Annotated in this window: 21 protein-coding genes and 1 riboswitch; of the genes, 10 read left to right on the top strand and 11 right to left on the bottom strand. The window is 64.8% G+C overall.

Annotation, left to right across the window (positions count from 1 at the left end):
- Window positions 1-17: 17 nt before the first annotated feature.
- Complete coding sequence (locus P6U25_RS30305) at window positions 18-548, top strand: DUF3617 domain-containing protein (RefSeq protein ID WP_407148411.1); 531 nt, start codon at window positions 18-20, stop codon at window positions 546-548.
- 168 nt (window positions 549-716) lie between these two features.
- On the opposite strand, the gene P6U25_RS30300 is transcribed toward P6U25_RS30305, so the two are convergent.
- The 3 genes from P6U25_RS30300 to P6U25_RS30290 are packed head-to-tail and all read right to left on the bottom strand — an operon-like array spanning window position 717 to window position 3,389.
- A complete protein-coding gene (locus tag P6U25_RS30300; RefSeq protein WP_407148410.1) occupies window positions 717-2,102 on the bottom strand; it encodes an ATP-binding protein in 1,386 nt (461 codons plus the stop codon).
- A 10-nt stretch (window positions 2,103-2,112) separates the two neighbouring features.
- Window positions 2,113-2,817 carry a response regulator gene (locus P6U25_RS30295; protein ID WP_407152659.1) on the bottom strand — a complete coding sequence of 235 codons (705 nt, stop codon included), beginning with the start codon at window positions 2,815-2,817 and terminating at the stop codon, window positions 2,113-2,115.
- A gap of 20 nt (window positions 2,818-2,837) precedes the next feature.
- Window positions 2,838-3,389 carry a MarR family winged helix-turn-helix transcriptional regulator gene (locus P6U25_RS30290; protein ID WP_407148409.1) on the bottom strand — a complete coding sequence of 184 codons (552 nt, stop codon included), beginning with the start codon at window positions 3,387-3,389 and terminating at the stop codon, window positions 2,838-2,840.
- A 330-nt stretch (window positions 3,390-3,719) separates the two neighbouring features.
- On the opposite strand from P6U25_RS30290, the gene P6U25_RS30285 reads away from it, so the two are divergent.
- The 4 genes from P6U25_RS30285 to P6U25_RS30270 all read left to right on the top strand — a co-directional run bounded on the left by P6U25_RS30285 (window position 3,720) and on the right by P6U25_RS30270 (window position 7,427).
- On the top strand, window positions 3,720-4,799 hold the full coding sequence (locus P6U25_RS30285) for a branched-chain amino acid aminotransferase (RefSeq protein WP_407148408.1): 1,080 nt from the start codon (window positions 3,720-3,722) through the stop codon (window positions 4,797-4,799).
- Window positions 4,800-4,939: 140 nt separating this feature from the next.
- Window positions 4,940-6,553 carry a histidine--tRNA ligase gene (hisS, locus tag P6U25_RS30280; protein WP_407148407.1) on the top strand — a complete coding sequence of 538 codons (1,614 nt, stop codon included), beginning with the start codon at window positions 4,940-4,942 and terminating at the stop codon, window positions 6,551-6,553.
- A gap of 120 nt (window positions 6,554-6,673) precedes the next feature.
- Window positions 6,674-6,877 carry a tautomerase family protein gene (locus P6U25_RS30275; RefSeq protein WP_211987987.1) on the top strand — a complete coding sequence of 68 codons (204 nt, stop codon included), beginning with the start codon at window positions 6,674-6,676 and terminating at the stop codon, window positions 6,875-6,877.
- A 154-nt stretch (window positions 6,878-7,031) separates the two neighbouring features.
- Window positions 7,032-7,427: a thioesterase family protein gene (locus P6U25_RS30270; protein WP_407148406.1), complete on the top strand. Its 396-nt coding sequence runs from the start codon at window positions 7,032-7,034 to the stop codon at window positions 7,425-7,427.
- 256 nt (window positions 7,428-7,683) lie between these two features.
- Here the strand turns inward: P6U25_RS30270 and proC are convergent, their stop codons facing one another.
- Together proC and P6U25_RS30260 are read right to left on the bottom strand one after the other, a co-directional pair.
- The gene (gene proC, locus P6U25_RS30265) at window positions 7,684-8,448 is read right to left on the bottom strand and encodes a pyrroline-5-carboxylate reductase (RefSeq protein ID WP_407152658.1); all 765 of its coding nucleotides are present in this window, start codon (window positions 8,446-8,448) and stop codon (window positions 7,684-7,686) included.
- A gap of 257 nt (window positions 8,449-8,705) precedes the next feature.
- Window positions 8,706-9,206, bottom strand: a complete 501-nt coding sequence (locus P6U25_RS30260; protein ID WP_407148405.1) for a YbjN domain-containing protein — start codon at window positions 9,204-9,206, stop codon at window positions 8,706-8,708.
- A 445-nt stretch (window positions 9,207-9,651) separates the two neighbouring features.
- A riboswitch (FMN riboswitch) is annotated at window positions 9,652-9,801 on the top strand.
- A gap of 78 nt (window positions 9,802-9,879) precedes the next feature.
- Here P6U25_RS30260 and P6U25_RS30255 point away from each other — a divergent pair.
- Together P6U25_RS30255 and P6U25_RS30250 are read left to right on the top strand one after the other, a co-directional pair.
- Entirely contained in the window at window positions 9,880-10,446 is a 567-nt protein-coding gene (locus P6U25_RS30255; protein WP_407148404.1) for a 6,7-dimethyl-8-ribityllumazine synthase, read from the top strand.
- Window positions 10,447-10,570: 124 nt separating this feature from the next.
- Window positions 10,571-11,377 carry an SDR family NAD(P)-dependent oxidoreductase gene (locus P6U25_RS30250; protein WP_407148403.1) on the top strand — a complete coding sequence of 269 codons (807 nt, stop codon included), beginning with the start codon at window positions 10,571-10,573 and terminating at the stop codon, window positions 11,375-11,377.
- A gap of 159 nt (window positions 11,378-11,536) precedes the next feature.
- On the opposite strand, the gene P6U25_RS30245 is transcribed toward P6U25_RS30250, so the two are convergent.
- The 6 genes from P6U25_RS30245 to P6U25_RS30220 all read right to left on the bottom strand — a co-directional run bounded on the left by P6U25_RS30245 (window position 11,537) and on the right by P6U25_RS30220 (window position 16,989).
- Window positions 11,537-12,490 carry a ribose-phosphate pyrophosphokinase gene (locus tag P6U25_RS30245; RefSeq protein ID WP_407148402.1) on the bottom strand — a complete coding sequence of 318 codons (954 nt, stop codon included), beginning with the start codon at window positions 12,488-12,490 and terminating at the stop codon, window positions 11,537-11,539.
- A 169-nt stretch (window positions 12,491-12,659) separates the two neighbouring features.
- Complete coding sequence (locus tag P6U25_RS30240; RefSeq protein WP_407148401.1) at window positions 12,660-13,283, bottom strand: hypothetical protein; 624 nt, start codon at window positions 13,281-13,283, stop codon at window positions 12,660-12,662.
- Window positions 13,284-13,498: 215 nt separating this feature from the next.
- Window positions 13,499-14,269 (bottom strand): peptidoglycan editing factor PgeF, encoded by a 771-nt coding sequence (pgeF, locus tag P6U25_RS30235; protein ID WP_407148400.1) that lies wholly within the window; start codon window positions 14,267-14,269, stop codon window positions 13,499-13,501.
- Complete coding sequence (locus P6U25_RS30230) at window positions 14,266-15,327, bottom strand: class I SAM-dependent methyltransferase (RefSeq protein ID WP_407152657.1); 1,062 nt, start codon at window positions 15,325-15,327, stop codon at window positions 14,266-14,268. The genes pgeF and P6U25_RS30230 overlap by 4 nt, the downstream gene beginning before the upstream one ends.
- 69 nt (window positions 15,328-15,396) lie before the next feature.
- Complete coding sequence (gene lgt, locus P6U25_RS30225; RefSeq protein WP_407148399.1) at window positions 15,397-16,239, bottom strand: prolipoprotein diacylglyceryl transferase; 843 nt, start codon at window positions 16,237-16,239, stop codon at window positions 15,397-15,399.
- A gap of 15 nt (window positions 16,240-16,254) precedes the next feature.
- On the bottom strand, window positions 16,255-16,989 hold the full coding sequence (locus P6U25_RS30220) for a dienelactone hydrolase family protein (protein WP_407148398.1): 735 nt from the start codon (window positions 16,987-16,989) through the stop codon (window positions 16,255-16,257).
- Window positions 16,990-17,169: 180 nt separating this feature from the next.
- Between P6U25_RS30220 and P6U25_RS30215 the strand changes: the two genes are divergently transcribed.
- The 3 genes from P6U25_RS30215 (at window position 17,170) to pth (ending at window position 19,139) form a co-directional block, all read left to right on the top strand.
- The gene (locus P6U25_RS30215) at window positions 17,170-17,430 is read left to right on the top strand and encodes an accessory factor UbiK family protein (protein WP_407148397.1); all 261 of its coding nucleotides are present in this window, start codon (window positions 17,170-17,172) and stop codon (window positions 17,428-17,430) included.
- Between the two features lie 331 nt (window positions 17,431-17,761).
- Window positions 17,762-18,478 carry a 50S ribosomal protein L25/general stress protein Ctc gene (locus P6U25_RS30210; RefSeq protein WP_407148396.1) on the top strand — a complete coding sequence of 239 codons (717 nt, stop codon included), beginning with the start codon at window positions 17,762-17,764 and terminating at the stop codon, window positions 18,476-18,478.
- 55 nt (window positions 18,479-18,533) lie between these two features.
- Window positions 18,534-19,139 carry an aminoacyl-tRNA hydrolase gene (gene pth, locus P6U25_RS30205; protein WP_407148395.1) on the top strand — a complete coding sequence of 202 codons (606 nt, stop codon included), beginning with the start codon at window positions 18,534-18,536 and terminating at the stop codon, window positions 19,137-19,139.
- Window positions 19,140-19,207: the final 68 nt, after the last annotated feature.

Raw genomic sequence — 19,207 nt, 5'->3', positions numbered from 1 at the left:
GTCCGGAGGCAATCGCCATGACGCGACGTCTTGCTTTGCTTGGTTCGGCTGTTTGCCTGGTGGTGTCGGCCGGGGCTGCCAGCGCGGTCGATCTGCCGACCCGCAAGGCGGGCTTGTGGGAGATGAAGATGGTCAAGACCGGCTCATCGATGCCGGAAATGACCATGCAGCACTGCACCGACGAGTCCACGGACAAGGAGATGAGCACGACGGCCGCGCCGATGGCCAAGCAGGTCTGCTCCAAGCAGGACATCCAGAAGACCGCCACCGGCTATGTCAGCGATAGCGTCTGTGGCGTCGCCGGGGTGACCGTGACCTCGCATGCCGAGATCGTCGGCGACTTCAACTCGGCCTATACGGTCAAGAGCACCTCGCACGCGGAGGGCGGCCCGTCCGGCGCCCGCGACAGCGTGACGACGATCGAGGCGAAATGGCTCGGCGCGTGCAAGAGCGACCAGAAGCCCGGTGACATCGTCATGCCCGGCGGCATGAAGATGAACGTCAAAGACATGGAAAAGCTCAAGGGCCTGCTGCCGAAGCAGAAGTAGGGCGCTGCATTCAGTTCTTGCAGAGCGCCTGATCATATCTCCTCTCCGTCATGCTGAGGAGCGCGCAAGGCGCGCGTCTCGAAGCACGACGGCCCGGACGGTGGCCGTGCATCCTTCGAGGCTCGCAAGCGCTCGCACCTCAGGATGACGGATCGGCCCAGATATTCGCTACACCGGCACGCGAACCGCCGCCCGCAAGCCACCCATCGGGCTTTCGCCGAGCATGATATCGCCGCCATGCGAGCGGGCGATGTCGCGCGCGATCGCAAGTCCCAGTCCGGTGCCGCCTTCGTCCTGGTTGCGGGCATCGTCGAGCCGCAGGAACGGCTTGAACACCTCTTCGCGCATGTTCGACGGAATGCCGGGGCCATCGTCGTCGACGGTCACGGTGAGATAGCGATGATCGCGATGGCCGGTGATCGAGATCGTGTCGGCATGGCGCGCCGCATTGGAGACAAGGTTGCCGAGGCAGCGCTTGAACGAGGCCGGCTTCACCGTTACGACCGGCAGCCCATGGAATGCCACCGTCGCGACGTGACCATGGCGTTCGGCGTCGCTGCGCAGCTCCTCCAGCGCCATCGCCATGTCGGTCGGCTGCGCCACCTCGCCGGAATCGCCGCGCGCGAAGGCGAGATAGTCCTCCAGCATCATCGACATCTCGTCGACGTCCTTGCGCATCGCCTCGATCTCGGGACCTTCGCCAAGCAGGGCGAGCTCCAGCTTGAAGCGCGTCAGAATGGTGCGCAGGTCATGCGAGACGCCGGCCAGCATTGCGGTGCGCTGCTCGATCGAACGCTCGACGCGTGCCTTCATCTCGATGAAGGCCTGCGCCGCGCGCCGCACCTCGCGCGCGCCGCGCGGCCGGAAATTCGGCGCCTCGCGGCCCTTGCCGAAGCTTTCGGCGGCATCGGCGAGCCTGAGGATCGGCTTGATCTGGTTGCGCAGGAACAGGACGGCGACGATCAAGAGGATCGTCGAGGTGCCGAGCATCCAGAAGATAAAGATCTCCGAGTTGGAGGCGTAGGCCGCGCTGCGCTGGGCGAAGATCCGCATCACGGAATCATCGAGCTGCACCCGGATCTCGACGAGGTTGGACTTGCCGACGGTGTCGATCCAGAACGGCCGGTTGATCTGCCGCCCGAGCTGCACCGACAGCGTCTGGTCGAGCAGCGAGAAGAACGGCTTCGGTCCCGGCGGCGGCATGTCGCCCGCGGGGAGGAAATCGACCACGAGCTGCAGTTTTTGGGCGATGTGGCGAAGCTGCGTGCGGTCCTTGTCCTGCGGATAGTTCTTGTAGACATCGATCAGCGCGGCGATGTCCGATACCACCGCGGCCGACAGGCGCCGTGTCACCGTGTTCCAGTGTCGCTCCATGAACACGAAGGCGACCACGGTCTGTAGCACCACCATCGGCACGATCATGATCAGCAATGCGCGCGCATAGAGGCCGGTCGGCATCCAGCTCTTGAACGCATTGCCCATCCAGCCATTGGCCTTCGACACGCGCTGCGACGCGTTGCGGATCAGGGTGAGGCCGGAGTCGATCGTGCTCATGGGCGAGACTTCAGGGGGCAGCCACCAGGCGATAGCCGATGCCGCGCACGGCCTGCAGGAACAGCGGATTGGCAGGATCGTGCTCGATCTTGCGGCGGAGGCGGTTGATCTGCACGTCGACCGCGCGCTCGTTGACGGTACCGCCGCTGGTCAGCGCGGCGCGCGGCACGGTTTCGCCCGGGCTGGAGGCCAGGATGCGCAGCATCTCGCGCTCGCGGTCGGTGAGATGAATGATCTCCTCGCCCTGGCGCAGCTCGCTGCGCTCGATGTGGAAGACGTAGGGACCGAAGGCGATCTGCTCGACGGCGGTGACCTGCGGCGGTGCGGTGCGCTTGAGGATATTGCCGATGCGCAGCACCAGCTCGCGCGGCTCGAACGGCTTGGCGACATAGTCGTCGGCGCCGATCTGCAGGCCCTCGATGCGGGCTTCGGCCTCGTGGCGCGCAGTCAGCATGATGATCGGCACCGACGAGGAGGAGCGGATGAAGCGGGCGAGATCGAAGCCGTTCTCGCCGGGCATCATGACGTCGAGGATGAGGAGGTCGAAGTGCAGTCCCAGCAGCTTGGCGCGCGCGTCGCTGGCGCTCAGCGCGGTTGTGACGCGGTAGCCTTCGCCGGAAAGAAAGCGCGACAGCAGGTCGCGAATGCGCCGGTCATCGTCGACCAGGAGGAGATGCGGTGCATCGTCGGCCGGCTCGGCCGGCGGCCGCACCATGGTTGCAGTCTGCGCCACGGTCACTCCCTTGTTTTTCTGCCGCCGCCGAAGATCGCTTCGAGCACCTTGTCGGGGTCGTCGCGGTCGATCATCGCGCGCAGGAACTGACGAACGGTCTCGATGCCGGTGGCATCGATGCCAGCGACCGCGCGGTTGATGCGGTCGGTCTGCAGCCCCGCGAGCCTGGCGACCAGCGCCTCGCCCTTGGGCGTTGCATAGAGCAGGCGCTGCCGGCGATCGTTGTTGCCGGTCTTCTGCACGATGTAGCCTTCGTCGAGCAGTTGCTTGAGCACGCGCCCGAGCGACTGCTTGGTGATGCGCAGCACATCGAGCAGGTCGGCGACCTTCAGTCCGGGGTAGCGGGTGACGAAGTGGATCACCCGGTGATGAGCGCGACCGAAGCCGAACGCCTCCAGCTCCTGATCGGCGTCGCCGACGAAGTCGCGATAGGCGAAGAACAGGAGCTCGATAATGTCCCAGCGCAGATCGCGCGCGCCCTCCGCAGAAGGCGCGTGGTCGCCTCCCTGCGAATCGGGCTGGCCAGCCATGCCGGAGAAATTTATGTCAGCCATATTGACGTATCTTGGGTTCAATGTTACAAAACTGCCTATCAGGACGAAACATTAGGTCGTTTTGTCCTCGACAGCGTTTGAGGCGGCCTGAAAAAGCCAGTGGTGGCGGTTTGGGCCGCGAATTGGACTACCGTGCGATTGTCGAGCGGCATTTCGGCAAACATACTGGACTTCAGCATTCCGCAAAAGCATGTCTAAACGGCATGTTGGCGCCGGAAACCGGCTCTTGGGCTGGCGATGGGTGAGGTCCGGACCAACCAGGCCAGCAGGCCCGGGGGAAACAGGCCGGCGCCAGACATCGCGCCGGTTTCGAGAGCGGAAAGCGACAAGATGAGTTTGAAATTCGAAATCCAGCCTGCGGCAAACCCGACATCCGACAAGGATCGTGCGGCCAAGCTCGTGGATCCGGGCTTCGGCCGGGTGTTCACCGATCACATGGCCATCGTCCGCTACAATCAGGCGAAGGGCTGGCATGGCGCGCGCGTCGAGGCGCGCGCGAATTTTCCCCTCGATCCGGCCGGCGCTGTGCTGCACTACGCACAGGAAATTTTCGAAGGTCTCAAGGCTTACAAGCGCGACGATGGCGGCGTGAACCTGTTCCGGCCCGACGCCAATGCGCGGCGCTTCCACGATTCGGCCGAGCGCATGGCTATGGCGCCGCTGCCGGAGCCGGTGTTCATCGAAGCGGTCGAACAGCTCGTGCGGATCGACCGTGCGTGGATTCCGGGCGGCGAGGGCAGCCTCTACCTGCGGCCCTTCATGATCGCGAGCGAGATCTTCCTCGGGGTGAAGCCGTCGGCCGAATACATCTTCTCGGTCATCGCCTCTCCGGTCGGCTCCTATTTCAAGGGCGGGCCCGCGCCGGTGTCGATCTGGGTGTCCGAGAACTACACCCGCGCGGCGATCGGCGGCACCGGCGCCGTCAAATGCGGGGGTAATTATGCCGCGAGCCTGCGTGCGCAGGCCGAGGCGATCGATCGCGGCTGCGATCAGGTCGTGTTCCTCGACGCGGTCGAGCGTCGCTACATCGAAGAGCTCGGCGGCATGAATATCTTTTTCGTGTTCGACGACGGCTCGCTGTCGACGCCGCCGCTCGGCACGATCCTGCCCGGCATCACTCGCGACTCGATCATCGCGCTCGCCAGGGACACCGGCACGCGCGTGCGCGAGGAGCCCTATACGATCCAGCAGTGGCGCGCGGACGCCGCCAGCGGCAAGCTGAAGGAAGCCTTCGCCTGCGGCACCGCGGCCGTGATCTCGCCGATCGGCAAAGTGTGCTCCGCGAGCGGCGATTTTCAGATCAGCGGCGGCGTGGCAGGCCCGGTCGCCATGGGGCTGCGCAAGAAGCTGGTCGACATCCAGTACGGCCGCACCAACGACCCGCATAACTGGATCAGAGAGGTCCGCTGAGCGGGGCGGCGGACTTGCTCCGCGGTGTCTGGGGCGCGCGTCGTCTACCTGAGCAGGGGAACGTCCCCGGGCTTGCCGCCCGGGGCCTCGGCTGGTAACCCCGGCGCCAAGTCAATACTGACTTACAGCCGACATGTGCCATGGCCGAAAAACCCAAAAAACCCCAGAAATTAAAGGCGCGCCTGCCGCGCGGGCTGGAGGATCGTGGCCCGGCCGCGATCAACGCCACGCGGCAGATGGTGGAGAAAATCCGCGCCGTCTACGAGCTCTACGGATTCGAGCCGGTGGAAACGCCGGCGATGGAGTACACCGACGCACTCGGCAAGTTCCTGCCCGACCAGGATCGTCCCAACGAGGGCGTGTTCTCGTTCCAGGACGATGACGAGCAGTGGATCTCGCTGCGCTACGACCTGACCGCGCCGCTCGCGCGCTATGTCGCGGAAAACTTCGATCACCTGCCGAAGCCGTATCGCTCCTATCGCTTCGGCTACGTGTTCCGCAACGAGAAGCCCGGCCCCGGCCGCTTCCGCCAGTTCATGCAATTCGACGCCGACACCGTCGGCTCGGCGACGCCGGCGGCCGATGCCGAAATCTGCATGATGGCGGCCGACACAATGGAGGCGCTCGGCATTCCGCGTGGCGCGTATGTCGTGAAGGTGAACAACCGCAAGGTGCTTGATGGGGTGCTCGAGGCGATCGGACTCGGTGACGATGCCGCTGCTCAGAAGCTCACGGTACTCAGGGCGATTGACAAACTTGATCGGCTCGGAATGGGCGAAGTCGCTCGCCTCCTGGGGCCAGGTCGTGTCGACGAGAGCGGCGACATAACAGCCGGCGCGAATCTGTCGGATGAACAGATTGGTATTATTCTAACGTACGTTAACGGCGGGGATCTCACCACAGTCAACTTCGCCTCGAGAGATAGAATTCGTGAGCGCCCAATGGTCTCAGTGTCCGTCCACATACGAGAAGACGAACCCGGAGATGGCTACCTGAGCAGCGACTACGACAACGTGGAGCGGGTCGAGCGTCTCCGGAGAGCCCTTCCAAACAATGCAAGGTATTTGGCAGGTCTTGACGAGCTCGCAGACATTGCTCGGTTGTGTCAGAGCTCAAGCTATTCAAAATCTCAAATTTCAATCGATCCCTCGGTCGTCCGCGGCCTCGAATACTACACAGGCCCGGTCTACGAGGTTGAGCTGCTGCTCGACACCAAGGACGAGAAGGGCCGCCCGGTGCGGTTCGGCTCGGTCGGCGGTGGCGGCCGCTACGACGGTCTCGTCTCGCGCTTCCGCGGCGAGCCGGTGCCCGCGACCGGTTTCTCGATCGGCGTGTCGCGCCTGCAGGCTGCGCTGACGATGCTCGGCAAGCTGGATACGCGGGCCGAATTCGGCCCGGTGGTCGTCACCGTGTTCGACCGCGACCGCGTCGCCGATTACCAGCAGATGGTCGCGCGGCTGCGCAGCGCGAATATCCGCGCCGAGCTCTATCTCGGCAATCCGAAGAACATGGGCAACCAACTCAAATATGCCGACCGCCGCAACTCGCCCTGCGTGATCATCCAGGGCTCCGACGAGAAGGCGCGCGGCGAAGTGCAGATCAAGGATCTGATCGAGGGCGCCAAGGCCGCCGCCGCCATCGCCTCCAACCAGGAATGGCGCGAAACGCGGCCCGCGCAGTTCTCCTGTGCCGAGGCCGATCTGGTCGCCAGGGTCCGCGAGGTCCTGGCGCGGCATGACGTGACGTGGGGCTAGCTATTCGCTCGTGATGTCGCCTCCGGCCTTGTGCCTGATCCCCGCGTCTTGTTTGATGATGAAGAACGTGGATGGTCGCGACAGTCTCGGCCACGCCATGCAACGCAAGGGAGAGAGTAGATGCCTGAGATCACCGTCAGCATGGCCGCCGGCCGCACCGAAGAGCAGAAGCTCGGCATGATGCGCGACATCACGCAAGCGCTGGTGAAGAACCTCGGCGTCGATGCGGAAGCCGTCGTGATCCAGATCAACGAAGCGCCGCTGCATCACAAGATGAAGGGCGGCAAATCCTTCGTCGAGCGCGCGGCGGCCGCGAAGAAATAGCCCCGATCTCTCCACACGTGGTCCCTGCGAAAGCAGGGACCCAACCACTGATGCCGGTTGTTATGTGCGCTGGGGCCCCAGCCTTCGTGACGGCCGGCATTGGTGGCTATGGGTCCCGGCTCAAGGCCGGGACGACACCGGTCTTGAGGCATCTATGGACGCACGCGACTTCATCAAGATCGGCATGGGCGCTGAGCGCACCCTCGTCGTGCCGCCGGACCGCACGGTCGGGCATTTCGTGCCTGATATGCCGATGGTCTATGCGACGCCGATGATGATCCTGGAGATGGAGATGGCGTCGGGCGATGCCATCCGTGAGGCGCTGCAGCCCGGTTGGGTCACCGTCGGCACCGAGGTCGATATCCGGCATCTCGCCGCGGCTCTCGTGGGCGCCACGGTGCGGACCACGGCAAGGGTGATCGCAGTCGAGCGCCGCGTGATCCGCTTCGAGGTCGAGGCCTTCGAAGGCGCGCGCAAGCTTGGCGAAGGCCGTCACGCGCGCGGCCTGATCAATGTCGCGAATTTCAACCGAAGGCTTGGTGCGACATAGGTCTCACGCTCCGGCAGGGGCAGTTCCAAGTTCACGTGTCAAGCGGCGCGGTGTCATCACCCGCGCATGCGGGTGATCCAGTATTCCAGAGAGGCCGGTGGTTGAATCGAGAGGCCGCGGCGTAGTGGATGGCCCGCCGGAGCCTGTCATCGGGCGCGCGTTCGCGCGACCCGGTGGCGCGCCATGACGGCCGAGAGAATGTGCATCCGCATTCTCGCGACATAGAGCGACCGACTGCGCCCTGCCACCATCTGGCCTACTTCGCCAATTCCTTCGAGCGCCTGGTCGCCGCGGCGATGGCGCGGGTCATCAGCGACTGCATCCCGTCCTTGGCCATCAGCACCTCGAGGGCCGCGGCCGTGGTGCCGCCGGGCGAGGTGACGTTCTGACGCAAGGTCGCGGACGGCAGCTCCGATCGATGCAGCAGTTCGCCGGAGCCTGCGACGGTCGCCCGCGCCAACGTGGTTGCGAGTTGCTCCGGCAGACCGGCCGCGACGCCGGCGCGCGCGAGCTCTTCGGCGAGCAGGAATACATAGGCCGGACCGGAGCCGGAGACCGCGGTCACCGCATCCATCAGGCTTTCGTCCTGAACCCATTCGACGAGCCCGGTCGCCTGCAACAGCGCATTCGCCGTGGCACGCTGCGCGGCGGTGACGTTGCTCGCCGGCACGGCGACCGTGATGCCGCGGCCGATCGCCGCCGGCGTGTTCGGCATCGCGCGCACCACCGCGCCGCCGCAGACCTCTTGCAGCGCCGCGATCGGTGTGCCGGCCATGATCGAGACCACCAATGTCGAGGGAGCGACGAAGGCCTTTAGCGCGGCTCCCGCCTCGCGAAACGATTGCGGCTTCACCGCGACGACCAGCGTATCGACCGCCCCGACGTCCTGAGCTTTCGGATTGAGGCGGACGCCCTGCGCGGCAAGCGCGGAAATCTCAGGTGAAAGCTGCGGATCGATTACCACGACCCGATCGGGCGCGAGCCCCTGTGCGAGCCAGCCGGTCAACATCGCGCCGCCCATCTTGCCGGCGCCGGCAAGGGCGATGGTGCCGGTGGTGTTCTTCAATGCGCTGCTTGTGTTCACGAGTCGCTCCACAAACTCTGTGTCGTCCCTGCCTAGTGCGCAATTGCGCACGGGAGCAGGGACCCATAACCACAAGCGGTTCTAGTGAAGCGAGAAGCGAGCCACAAGCAGTTTGCTCAGCCACGAGGGCCGCGGAGTATGGGTCCCTGCTTTTGCAGGGACGACACCGAGCGCGCGGACAGACCGAGCGGTTCCTACGCCTCGCCCTCGGTATCGAACATCGCGGCCGACATTGCCTCCGCCGCCGACTTGCCGGCCCAGACCACGAACTGGAACGCGGGGTAGTAGCGCTCGCAGGCCTGGATCGCGTTGACCAGCATGCTCTCGCATTGCGACGCGGATGCGGTGAGGCCGGCGGGCAGCACCAGCGCCTGACGATGCATGATCATGCCGGTGTGGGTCCACAGATCGAAATGGCCGACCCACAGTTGCTCGTTGATCGCGGCGATCAGCCGCTGCACTTCGGCGCGTCGCGCCGGTGGAATCTTCATGTCGAAGGCGCAGGCGAGATGCAGCGCCTCGATCTCACCCATCCAGGTGAAGGAGAGTTCATAGTCGATCCAGTCGCCCTTGGAGACGATCGTCACCTCGTCGTCGCCGGAACGCTCGAACGCCCAGTTGTTGTCGGTGGCGATATCTTCGACCACCGCAAGCGGATTACTCCGGGACTCGATAATGCCTTCGAGGAGGGACATACCGTCTCGACCCTTGTTCTTATGATCTGTTGATACGCACACGGAAGCCGGCAAGCGCGACAAACTGCGTCGTGGCCGAGTGCAGCTCCTGAAACGGGCTTCCGGATGCCCCTGGACCTGACGCGGATGAAGTGATGTGATTTGCGGAATCCGCGCAACCGCACGCCGAGTCCGTCCACAGCCAAAGCGCGCCTCGTCCACAACTGATCGCTGCAGCTTGAGTTAATTTGAGAACAAATCGGAATCGGAGCGGGCTGGTAACGGATTGTTAACCAATCGCCTCCGCTTCCTCGCCCCCGTGAATCGGGGGCACCGGAGCTCAAAACGCCGCCGCAAGACTCGCAACGCGCTCATGGGGACATGCCAATTCCCCATGCCGAAGCATCTTGCCTGGCTGTCGCGCATTGGTCATATTTGTCGCCAGGCGCGTCCATCCCGGGCGTGCCGATGTTCTCAGGGCGGGGTGGAAATCCCCACCGGCGGTAAGGGCGATGAGCCCAAGCCCGCGAGCGCCTTCCTCAAGAACGAGGAAGGGTCAGCAGATTCGGTGCAACTCCGAAGCCGACGGTTACAGTCCGGATGAAAGAGAACGGTTGCGGCAGCCCGCGCGGATTCGCGTGGGGCTCTTGTCGTGGTCCGTGTGCCCTGATTCTGGTCCTGAAAGAGGAAAGCCATGAATCAGATGTTGCAAGACGCTGAAGTCGAGACCTCCCAAGCAGATATTGCTCCCGAAACGCCGGCCGCTCCGCCGGTGCCGGACCATCCGCGGTTCGCGAAGCCGCAGCGCGTCGCCTTCGTGCAGGCGTGCTGGCATCGCGAGGTGGTGGATGAATGCCGCATCTCCTTCCTGAAGGAGATCGAGGCGCGTCACATCACCAATGTCGATGTGTTCGAGGTGCCGGGCTCATTCGAGATCCCGCTGCACGCGCAGATCCTGGCAAAGACGCGCCGCTACACCGCGATCGTCGCCGCAGGGCTCGTCGTCGACGGCGGCATCTATCGCCATGAATTCGTCGCCGATACCGTGATCAAGGCGTTGATGGACGTGCAACTGCGCACCGAAGTGCCGGTGTTCTCTGCGGTCCTGACGCCGCAGCAATTCCACGAGACCGAAGTGCACCAGGATTTCTTCCGGCGGCACTTCGTCATCAAGGGCATGGAGGCCGCGGAGGCCTGCGCCAAGACGCTGCTCAGCCTGGAGCGGCTACGCGGCCAGGTCGCGGCGGGGATCGCTAGCTAGCTAGAGCCTGCGCCCGCGCCAGATCAGGCACAAACGCGATTCCGGCATGCGTGCCGGGATCGCGCATGTTTGCCGCGCGTTCGGTTATGCTCGCGGGCATAAATCAAATGCGCGGGAGGCGCCCATGACCGAACATCATTCGTCCGACTGGCTCGGCCTGTCGGATCGCGTTGCCGTCGTCACCGGCGGAGGCGGCGGCATCGGCCGCGCCACGGCGGTCAGTCTTGCGCGTGCGGGCGTCAAGGTTGCAGCCATCGATCGCGACGAGCGCGGGCTTGAAGAGACCAAGGCAAGGCTGCGCGAATTCGGCGACGGCCACCTTGTCGCAAGCTGCGACACCACCAGCGCGGAGAGTGTCGGCGTGGCCGCCGAGACGGTCGCGCGCGTACTGGGGCCGTGCGCCATTCTCGTCAACACCGCTGCCGTACTGCGCCCGGGCGGGCTCGATACGCTGGCCCTCGCGGAATGGAACGCGGTGCTTGCGGTCAACCTCACCGGCTATTTCCTCTGCGCGCAGGCATTCGGCCGTCAGATGCGACAAGCCGGCCACGGCAGCATCATCCATGTTGCTTCGATCGCCGCCAGCAACGCGCAGCAGCAGAGCGGCGCCTATAGCGTCAGCAAGGCCGGAGTCGTGATGCTGTCGCAGCAGCTTGCCACTGAGTGGGGGCCACACGGCATCCGCAGCAACGTCGTCAGCCCCGGCCTCGTGGTCACGCCGATGAGCCAGGCCTTCTACGATACGCCAGGGGTTACCGAACGCCGCAGTGCGGCGGTGCCGATGCGCCGGGTCGGCGCGCCGCAGGACATGGCGGACGCGATCCTGTTCCTGGCGAGCGACCGGTCGTCCTATGTGAACGGCGAGGAGATCATCGTCGACGGCGGCTATGTGCGGACGCTGATGAGCCACGTTCCGCGGCCGGGATTTTGACGAGGCGGGGCCGCAAACTCAGTGTCGTCCCGGCCTTGAGCCGGGACCCACAACCACGACTGTCAGTTGTCGCGAAGGCTGGGATCCGCAGCCGCGCTCCGCAATGGAGTCCTGTGGTTATGGGTCCCTGCTTTCGCAGGGACGACGGTGAATATTGGATTAATCGAACAGGCTCGAGACCGATTCTTCCGCCGCGGTGCGGCCGATCGCTTCGGCGATCAGCCCGGCGATCGAGATGGTGCGGATGTTCGGCGCCTTGTTGACGGCTTCCGTCGGCAGGATCGAGTCGGTGATGACCAGTTGCTTCAGCCGCGACGAGGCGATGCGCGCGGCGGCGCCGCCGGACAGCACGCCGTGGGTGATGTAGGCCGACACTTCCTTGGCGCCGTGGGCGATCAGCGCCTCGGCCGCGTTCACCAGCGTGCCGCCGGAATCCACGATGTCGTCGACCAAGATGCAGTTGTAGCCGGCGACGTCGCCGATCACATTCATCACCTCGGACTCACCGGGACGCTCGCGACGCTTGTCGACGATCGCGAGCGGGGTGTTGATGCGCTTGGCGAGCCCGCGTGCGCGCGCCACGCCGCCGACGTCGGGCGACACCACCATCACCTTGCTGAGGTCGAACTGTTCGCGGATGTCGCGCACCATCAGGGGGGCAGCGAAGAGATTGTCGGTCGGGATATCGAAGAAGCCCTGGATCTGGCCGGCATGCAGGTCGAGCGTCATGACGCGATCGACGCCGGCATGGGTGATCAGGTTGGCGACGAGCTTGGCCGAGATCGGCGTGCGCGAGCCGGAGCGGCGGTCCTGTCTGGCATAGCCGAAATAGGGAATTACTGCCGTGATGCGGCGCGCGGAGGAGCGCCGCAGCGCGTCGGTGATGATCAGCAACTCCATCAGATTGTCGTTGGCCGGGAACGACGTCGATTGCAGGATGAACATGTCCGAGCCGCGGACGTTCTCCTGGATCTCAACGAAGATCTCCATATCGGCGAAACGCCGGACCACGGCCTTGGTCAGTTCGATGCCAAGTCCCTTGGCGATGTCTTGCGCCAGCGCAGGATTGGAGTTGCCGGCGACGAGCTTGATGGATCCGTTTTTTGCCGACATCGATGCTTCCCCCCGCGGCTTGCTGGATACGACGTTCAGCATCTCAAGTCCCTATAGAACCGGCGGGTTTTCGGTGCGCGAGGGAATATCAGGCAGGCGCCTTGGCTGGCAACCCATTCACGCCATTTTCCCGGACCAAAAATGGCTGTTTTCCGGGAAAACACGGGCTTTAGTTAGCGGAATATCCGAGTGCCACGGTCTCGGATGCGGCCGGCGCCGGAGCGCTGGCGACCACGGCCCCATGCAGGTCCGGCGCCGGGGCGGGTGCGGGCGCCGGGCTGTCCGCCGGGCCACCACTGATCATGCTGGAGAGGCCGCTCAGGCCGGCCTGGGCGATCTTGCGCAGGACCAGGTCATCGGCTGACGCCCAGGCATCGCGGCCGGCCTTGCCTGCAGGCTCCTCGCCTGAAAGCCGGAGCGTGCGTTGCTGGTTGCTGTCGTAGACGTCCCAGACCCACGCGATCATGGTGCGGCCCCGCACCACCTGCGCTGCCAAATAGCTACGCACGCGATAGGCGGCAGTGCCTTCGCGCGACACGATCGACAGGCTGCGGAGCTTGGACTCGCTGTCGAGCACGCTCACCATGCGATCGAACACCTGAGGTGGCGGGCCGTCGATCGATTCGAACGCGACGGTCGCGCCGCTGCCCGTGCTGGCCATGGCATAGGCGTCGGCAGCGGCACCGCCATTGGCGCAGCCGCCGAGCGCGCAGGCGAGCGCAAGCCATGTGGCCGCGATCGCCGCGCGCACGATTGTCCCAGTTTGAAACTGGCTGTTTGACGCTTCCCTCATTGCGTCCTGCGATATCGTTAAACCGCCTTAACGTCTAGGGCAGGGAGAACACAGCGGTTAACCGATCGGCGGGGCGAAGCGTTGCGAGGGACAGGACCGAATTCCTTGGTCAGTCAGAGGATGCGGAGCGCGCAGCGATCGTGCGGCGCATATTTGCTGCCGCGATCAAACCGACGTCGCGGCCGACCCACCGACCCGCTGCCGGGGCGCGCTCCCTATTCGCGCGTCAGCGCGATGGCGTGAACGTGGCGGCCGTAGTCCGCCTCCTTGCGGTGCACGGAGCGGCGGTAGCTAAAAAAGCGTTCGTCGGAATAGGTGTCGATGCCGAGATCGTCGATCATCAGCACGCCGGCGTTCTCCAGCCGCATGCGGATGAAGCCGGCGAGATCGAACATCGCATGTCCCTCGCGTTCGCCCGGAATGAAGAACATGCCGTTCTCGGCGTCGGCCTCGATGAAGCGTTCGACGAATTCACCGCCGACTTCGTAGGACTCCTGGCGGATCAGCGGACCGATCGCCGCGACGATGCCGGCGCGGTCGGCGCCAAGCTTCTCCATCGCTTCGATGGTGGATTCCAGAATGCCGGTCAGCGCGCCCTTCCAGCCGGCATGGGCGGCACCGATCACCCGCGCATTGGGATCGACGAACAGGATCGGCCCGCAGTCGGCCGCCGTGACGCCGATCGCCAGGCCCTCGGTCCGCGTGACGAGCGCGTCCGCTTTCGGCCGCGCGGCGCCGTCCCACGGACCGGTCGCAATCACGACGTCGGGCGAGTGAGTCTGGTGCACGCTGAGGAAATGGGTGAGCGGCACGCCCAGTTGCTCAGCCATCCGCCGCCGGTTCTCGGCGACATGCGCGGGGTCATCGCGCGAGCCGAGGCCGCCATTGAGGCCGGCATAGATGCCCTCGGACACGCCGCCTTCGCGCGAGAAGAAGGCGTGACGCAAGCCCGGAATGGCCGACAGCAGCGGTGATCCCAATGTCATGACTGTTCAGCCTCGTCAGGCAGATCGCTCAGCCCGGCGATCGAGGTGATGCGCGGATCGGACACGGCCATGACCTTGAACATCGAGCCCATCCCGCCGCGGCCGGAATCGGTCAGCCGCCTCAGGGCGCCTGCGATGTCGGCCGAGACCTCCGGCGATGCCTTCGCCATCAGCCCGGCGGCGCGGGCCTCGACGCCGAGGCGTTTAAGGAAATCTCCCTGCGTCACCGGCCCGTGCACGCGCGCCCCGACATCCTCGGCGGCCCTTGCCAGTGCCTGGAAATCGACATGCGCGGTCACGTCGGCCTCTCCCGGGTTCTTCAGCGGATCGACAAAGCTGTGACGCGCAATGGCCTGGAAGGTATCTCCGGCGTCGCTGCGCAGATGGCCGTAGTCGATGATCAGCGCAGCGCCGTCCTGGTCGCGCACCCGCGTTGCGAGCTTCATGATCTCGGTGTCGGGCCGCCATTCGAACACCGCGCCGAGCGGCGCGGCACGCACCAGCGGCGGCAGCAGCACCTCGAAATGCGGTGTCGGCTCCGCAGCGGCGGCGAAATATAGTCGGTCATTGGCATCGATTCCGACCGTGCGCTCATGCCAGCCGGTCTCGCGCCGGACCATCTGATGGATCGGCAGCACGTCGAAGTACTCGTTGGCGAGGATCACGGCCGGGCCTTCCGGCACCTCGTCGATGCTCTCGTGCCAGGTGATGTCATGCACGCCTGACAGCGTCGCGTACTGTCGTTCGCGCAGCGTCGGATTGACCTCGACGAGGTGGACGCTCAGCGACTGGTAGAGCGGCGGCAGCACGCGGAGTGCACGCAACGCGTCCGCCATCATGGTGCCGCGGCCGGGGCCAAGCTCAATCAGTCGCAGCGACGGCGGCGAGCCCATCGCCTTCCAGATCGATGCGCTCCACAGGCCAAGCAGCTCGCCGAACATCTGGCTGACTTCCGGTGAGGTGGTGAAATCGCCCTCCCGTCCGAGCGGATCGCGCGACAGGTAGTAGCCGTGCTGCGGATGCATCAGGCACAATTCCATGTAGCGCCAGACCGGCATCGGCCCGGACAGTTTGATCAGCTTCTTGATTTCGCCCAGCAGCGGGGAAACGTCGCTCACGGAGGTCCTTTAGATCGAATCCGGCGCCGGCGCCTTCGGCCTGTGCCGGGCCGAAGCCACGATGATGATGGCGCCGACAATAATCATCGGCACCGATAGCAGCATACCCATGGTCAGCCCACCCCACAGGAATCCGAGCTGCGGATCGGGCTCCCTGAAGAACTCGCCGGTGATTCGGGCAAAGCCGTAGAGCGTGATGAAGCTGCCAAGGATCAGGCCGGGCCGCTTCAGCGCGCCCATCCGGATCATGATGGCGAGCACGGTGAACAGCAGGATGCCTTCAAGGCCGGCCTCGTAGAGCTGGCTCGGATGGCGCGGCAGCGGCCCGCCATTGGGAAAGATCATGGCCCAGGGCAGGCTCGGATCGGCAGGGCGGCCCCACAATTCACTGTTGATGAAATTGGCGAGCCGTCCGAGGAAAAGCCCGATCGGGGCGACCGCGGTCGTGATGTCGCCAAGTGATGGGATCGAGACGTTGTTGCTGCGGGCAAACAGGATCACCGCTGCAACGCAGCCAAGGAAGCCGCCGTGGAACGACATGCCGCCCTTCCACAGTTCGAAGATTTCCGCCGGGTGGGCGAGGAAGAACGGCAGATTGTAGAACAGCACGTAGCCGGTGCGGCCGCCGACGATGATGCCGATGGTGACCCAGAGGATGAAATCGTCGAGCTGCGGCAGTGTGATCGGCGCCGGCCCGCCCCAAAGCCGCTCCTTCTTGATCAGCGAGCGGGCATAGATCCAGCCCAGCACGATGCCGACGATGTAGGCCAGCGCATACCAGCGGATCACGACAGGCCCGAGCGAGACTGCGACGGGATTGAAGACCGGGAAGTCGATCAGCAGGAACGGCATCGTGCGTCTTGAGGCTCAGCTCACGAGGTTGCGGCGATAGAGAGCAAGCAGCCGCTCCCAGTGGCGTTCGGCGGCGTCGCGGTCATAGACCGGGCGCTTGGGGAACGCAAAGCCGTGATGCGTGCCGGGATAGATCTCGACCTCGTTGTTCGATCCCGTCATGCCCGCCTTCACCTGCTCGATGATCTCCGCCGGCGCATAGATGTCGGTCTCGGCGCAGGCGAAATAGAGTTCGGCCTTGGTCTTCGCTGCGGCGAGGTGCGGGCTGTCGGGCTGGTCGGTCGCCAGATGCGTGCCGTAGATCGAGGCGGCGGCCTTGACCCGGTCGGGGAAGTGCGTCGCGGCATTCACCGCATAGCGGCCGCTCATGCAGTAGCCGACGGTGCCGACGATCCCGGTGTTCGCGGCTTTTTGCGTCTCGGCATAGGCGAGCAGCGCCTTGGTGTCTTCCATGACCAGCGGAATGTTGATCGAGTTCATGTATCCGAACATGCGCTTGCGCTCGGGTGCGTCGGGGTCCGGCGGTATCGGGCCGAGCTCCATCACGCCGGACCGGTAGTAGAGGTTGGGCAGCATCACGTAGTAGCCCGAGGTGCCGAGTCGGCGCGCCATGTCGCGCAGCTCCTCGCGGATCGCCGGCGCATCCATGTAGAAGATCACGACGGGAAACGGTCCACTGCGCTCGGGATGGGTGATGAAGGTCGTGGTCTTGCCGTCCTTGGTCTCGATATCGACCGTGTGCTCGATCATGGCGTTTCTGCCCGCGTTGTGATTTGCGATTTCTGTTGTGGGTTCAATACGATTGCAAGGAAACCGGAGCATGACAAGGCAAGCCGCAGGGAGCCTGCCATTCGCTCCGGACTTGAACCTGTCAGCGCGGAACGCCATTGTCTTCCGCGCGATGTTGGCTGAACGCGGAGAGCTTGCGAGATGACCCAGACCACCAACCGGTTTTTCGATGAGATCGGCCGTCTGATGAACGATGCGGCGGGTGCGGCCCAGGGCGTCAAGCGCGAGGTCGATTCCGTCATGCGTAACCAGGCCGAACGCATCCTGCGCGACCTGGACCTGGTCAGGCGCGAGGAATTCGACGCGGTCAAGGACATGGCCCGCCTGGCGCGCGAGGAGAACGAGGCGCTGAAGGCGAGGATTGCCGCACTGGAGGCCAAGCTCGGGGTGTCGCCGGGCTGATGAGCCCTGAGTCTGGTAGCCCGGATGGAGCGAAGCGCAATCCGGGAGCGTTCCCGCGAGGGCAGTCGCCCCGGATTACGCTTCGCTCCATCCGGGCTACGATCTACGATCCTTTCTGATGGATGCCTGGGTCGGGCCGGGGCATGATGGGACTGGGGCGCGGGGCGGCGCTCAGCGAGCAAGAAAAATCCCTTCATTTCCTTGTCATTTCGCCCCTTTGACGCTAAAAGCCGCCCACGTCCGCGGCCCCCGCACCCCTGGAGGCTTGCTGTGGACCTGAGCATGGGCCGCGCTGCGGCCTTTAACTTTTTAAATACAAGGACTTAACGCTATGGCGACCGTCAAGGAATTGAAGGCGACCGCGCGTCCGCAGAGCGGCAAGGGGGCCGCCCGGGCAGAGCGTCGCGCCGGGAGAGTTCCCGGAGTGATCTACGGCAACAACCAGCCCCCCGTGACCATCTCGGTCGAGGATCGCGAACTGCGTCAGCGCATTCTCGCGGGCCGGTTCCTGACCACGATCCTGGACATCGATCTCGAGGGCAAGAAGCACCGCGTGATTCCGCGCGACTTCCATCTCGATCCGGTGAAGGACTTCCCGATCCATGTCGACTTCATGCGGCTCGGCGAAGGCGCCACCATCCGCGTCAGCGTGCCGCTGCATGTCGTCAACGCGGAAACCGCCCCCGGCATCAAGCGCGGCGGCACCGTCAACATCGTCACCCACGCGCTCGACCTCGAGTGCTCGGTCGACAACATTCCGCAATACATCGAGGCCGACGTCGGCAGCCTCGAGATCAGCCACTCACTGCATCTCTCCGAGATCAAGCTGCCCACGGGCGTGAAGTCGCTGGCCCGCGAGGATGCGACGCTGGTCACCATCGTGCCGCCGTCCGGTTACGCCGAAGAGCAGAAGGCCGCGGCTGCGGCGGCTGCCAGTGGCGCGGCTGCTCCGGCTGCGGGTGCTGCGGCGGCTCCGGCCGCGGGCGCTGCGGCTCCGGCTGCGGGTGCTGCGGCTCCGGCCGCAGGTGGCGGCGACAAGAAGAAGTAATCGATCAGGTCGGCGCGCGATCGTCTGATGGCGCGCCGGCACGGGATGCCGCGCCATGCGCCTCTTTGTCGGTCTCGGTAATCCCGGCGCGAAATACGCCAGCAACCGGCACAATATCGGATTTCTGGCGGTCGACGAGATTGCGCGGCGTCATGGTTTCGCACCATGGCGCCGTCGCTTTCAGGGCGAAGCTTCCGAAGGCGTGCTGGACCGTGAGAAGGTCGTGCTGTTAAAGCCGACCACCTACATGAACGAGTCCGGACGCGCAGTGCAGGAGGCGGCGAGCTTCTTCAAGCTTACCTCCGGCGATATCACCGTGTTTCAGGACGAGCTCGAGCTGCCGCCGGCCAAGCTGCGCGTCAAGATCGGTGGCGGGATCGCGGGGCACAACGGGCTGCGTTCGATCTCGGCGCATATCGGCAATGAGTATCGCCGCGTGCGGCTCGGGATCGGTCATCCCGGCGTCAAGGAGCTGGTGCACCACCACGTGCTGTCGGACTTCGCCAAGAGCGACTGGCCGTGGGTCGAGGCGTTGTGCGCGGCGATCGCCGACAATGCCGGCCTGCTGGCGGCGGGGCACGATGCGTCGTTCGCCAACAAGGTGCACCTGACGATGCAGGCCAAGGGATTTTTCGACACCAACGACGAGGGTGCAAAGTAGACCCTCGTCATCGCCGGGCGCCTTCCCCGATTTGATCGGGGATGATCCGGCGATCCATGTTTCAAGTG

It is taken from the genome of Bradyrhizobium sp. ORS 86, assembly GCF_045571475.1.
Classification (GTDB): Bacteria; Pseudomonadota; Alphaproteobacteria; order Rhizobiales; family Xanthobacteraceae; genus Bradyrhizobium.
The sequence above is the reverse complement of the archived record's forward strand: the minus strand, read 5'-3'. Positions and strand labels throughout refer to the sequence as shown.

Coding starts and splice junctions, on each gene's coding strand:
- P6U25_RS30305 (WP_407148411.1), top strand. CDS start 18: ATGACGCGACGTCTTGCTTTGCTTGGTTCGGCTGTTTGCCTGGTGGTG.
- P6U25_RS30300 (WP_407148410.1), bottom strand. CDS start 2,102: ATGAGCACGATCGACTCCGGCCTCACCCTGATCCGCAACGCGTCGCAG.
- P6U25_RS30295 (WP_407152659.1), bottom strand. CDS start 2,817: ATGGTGCGGCCGCCGGCCGAGCCGGCCGACGATGCACCGCATCTCCTC.
- P6U25_RS30290 (WP_407148409.1), bottom strand. CDS start 3,389: ATGGCTGACATAAATTTCTCCGGCATGGCTGGCCAGCCCGATTCGCAG.
- P6U25_RS30285 (WP_407148408.1), top strand. CDS start 3,720: ATGAGTTTGAAATTCGAAATCCAGCCTGCGGCAAACCCGACATCCGAC.
- hisS (WP_407148407.1), top strand. CDS start 4,940: ATGGCCGAAAAACCCAAAAAACCCCAGAAATTAAAGGCGCGCCTGCCG.
- P6U25_RS30275 (WP_211987987.1), top strand. CDS start 6,674: ATGCCTGAGATCACCGTCAGCATGGCCGCCGGCCGCACCGAAGAGCAG.
- P6U25_RS30270 (WP_407148406.1), top strand. CDS start 7,032: ATGGACGCACGCGACTTCATCAAGATCGGCATGGGCGCTGAGCGCACC.
- proC (WP_407152658.1), bottom strand. CDS start 8,448: ATGGGCGGCGCGATGTTGACCGGCTGGCTCGCACAGGGGCTCGCGCCC.
- P6U25_RS30260 (WP_407148405.1), bottom strand. CDS start 9,206: ATGTCCCTCCTCGAAGGCATTATCGAGTCCCGGAGTAATCCGCTTGCG.
- P6U25_RS30255 (WP_407148404.1), top strand. CDS start 9,880: ATGAATCAGATGTTGCAAGACGCTGAAGTCGAGACCTCCCAAGCAGAT.
- P6U25_RS30250 (WP_407148403.1), top strand. CDS start 10,571: ATGACCGAACATCATTCGTCCGACTGGCTCGGCCTGTCGGATCGCGTT.
- P6U25_RS30245 (WP_407148402.1), bottom strand. CDS start 12,490: ATGTCGGCAAAAAACGGATCCATCAAGCTCGTCGCCGGCAACTCCAAT.
- P6U25_RS30240 (WP_407148401.1), bottom strand. CDS start 13,283: ATGAGGGAAGCGTCAAACAGCCAGTTTCAAACTGGGACAATCGTGCGC.
- pgeF (WP_407148400.1), bottom strand. CDS start 14,269: ATGACATTGGGATCACCGCTGCTGTCGGCCATTCCGGGCTTGCGTCAC.
- P6U25_RS30230 (WP_407152657.1), bottom strand. CDS start 15,327: ATGCCGGTCTGGCGCTACATGGAATTGTGCCTGATGCATCCGCAGCAC.
- lgt (WP_407148399.1), bottom strand. CDS start 16,239: ATGCCGTTCCTGCTGATCGACTTCCCGGTCTTCAATCCCGTCGCAGTC.
- P6U25_RS30220 (WP_407148398.1), bottom strand. CDS start 16,989: ATGATCGAGCACACGGTCGATATCGAGACCAAGGACGGCAAGACCACG.
- P6U25_RS30215 (WP_407148397.1), top strand. CDS start 17,170: ATGACCCAGACCACCAACCGGTTTTTCGATGAGATCGGCCGTCTGATG.
- P6U25_RS30210 (WP_407148396.1), top strand. CDS start 17,762: ATGGCGACCGTCAAGGAATTGAAGGCGACCGCGCGTCCGCAGAGCGGC.
- pth (WP_407148395.1), top strand. CDS start 18,534: ATGCGCCTCTTTGTCGGTCTCGGTAATCCCGGCGCGAAATACGCCAGC.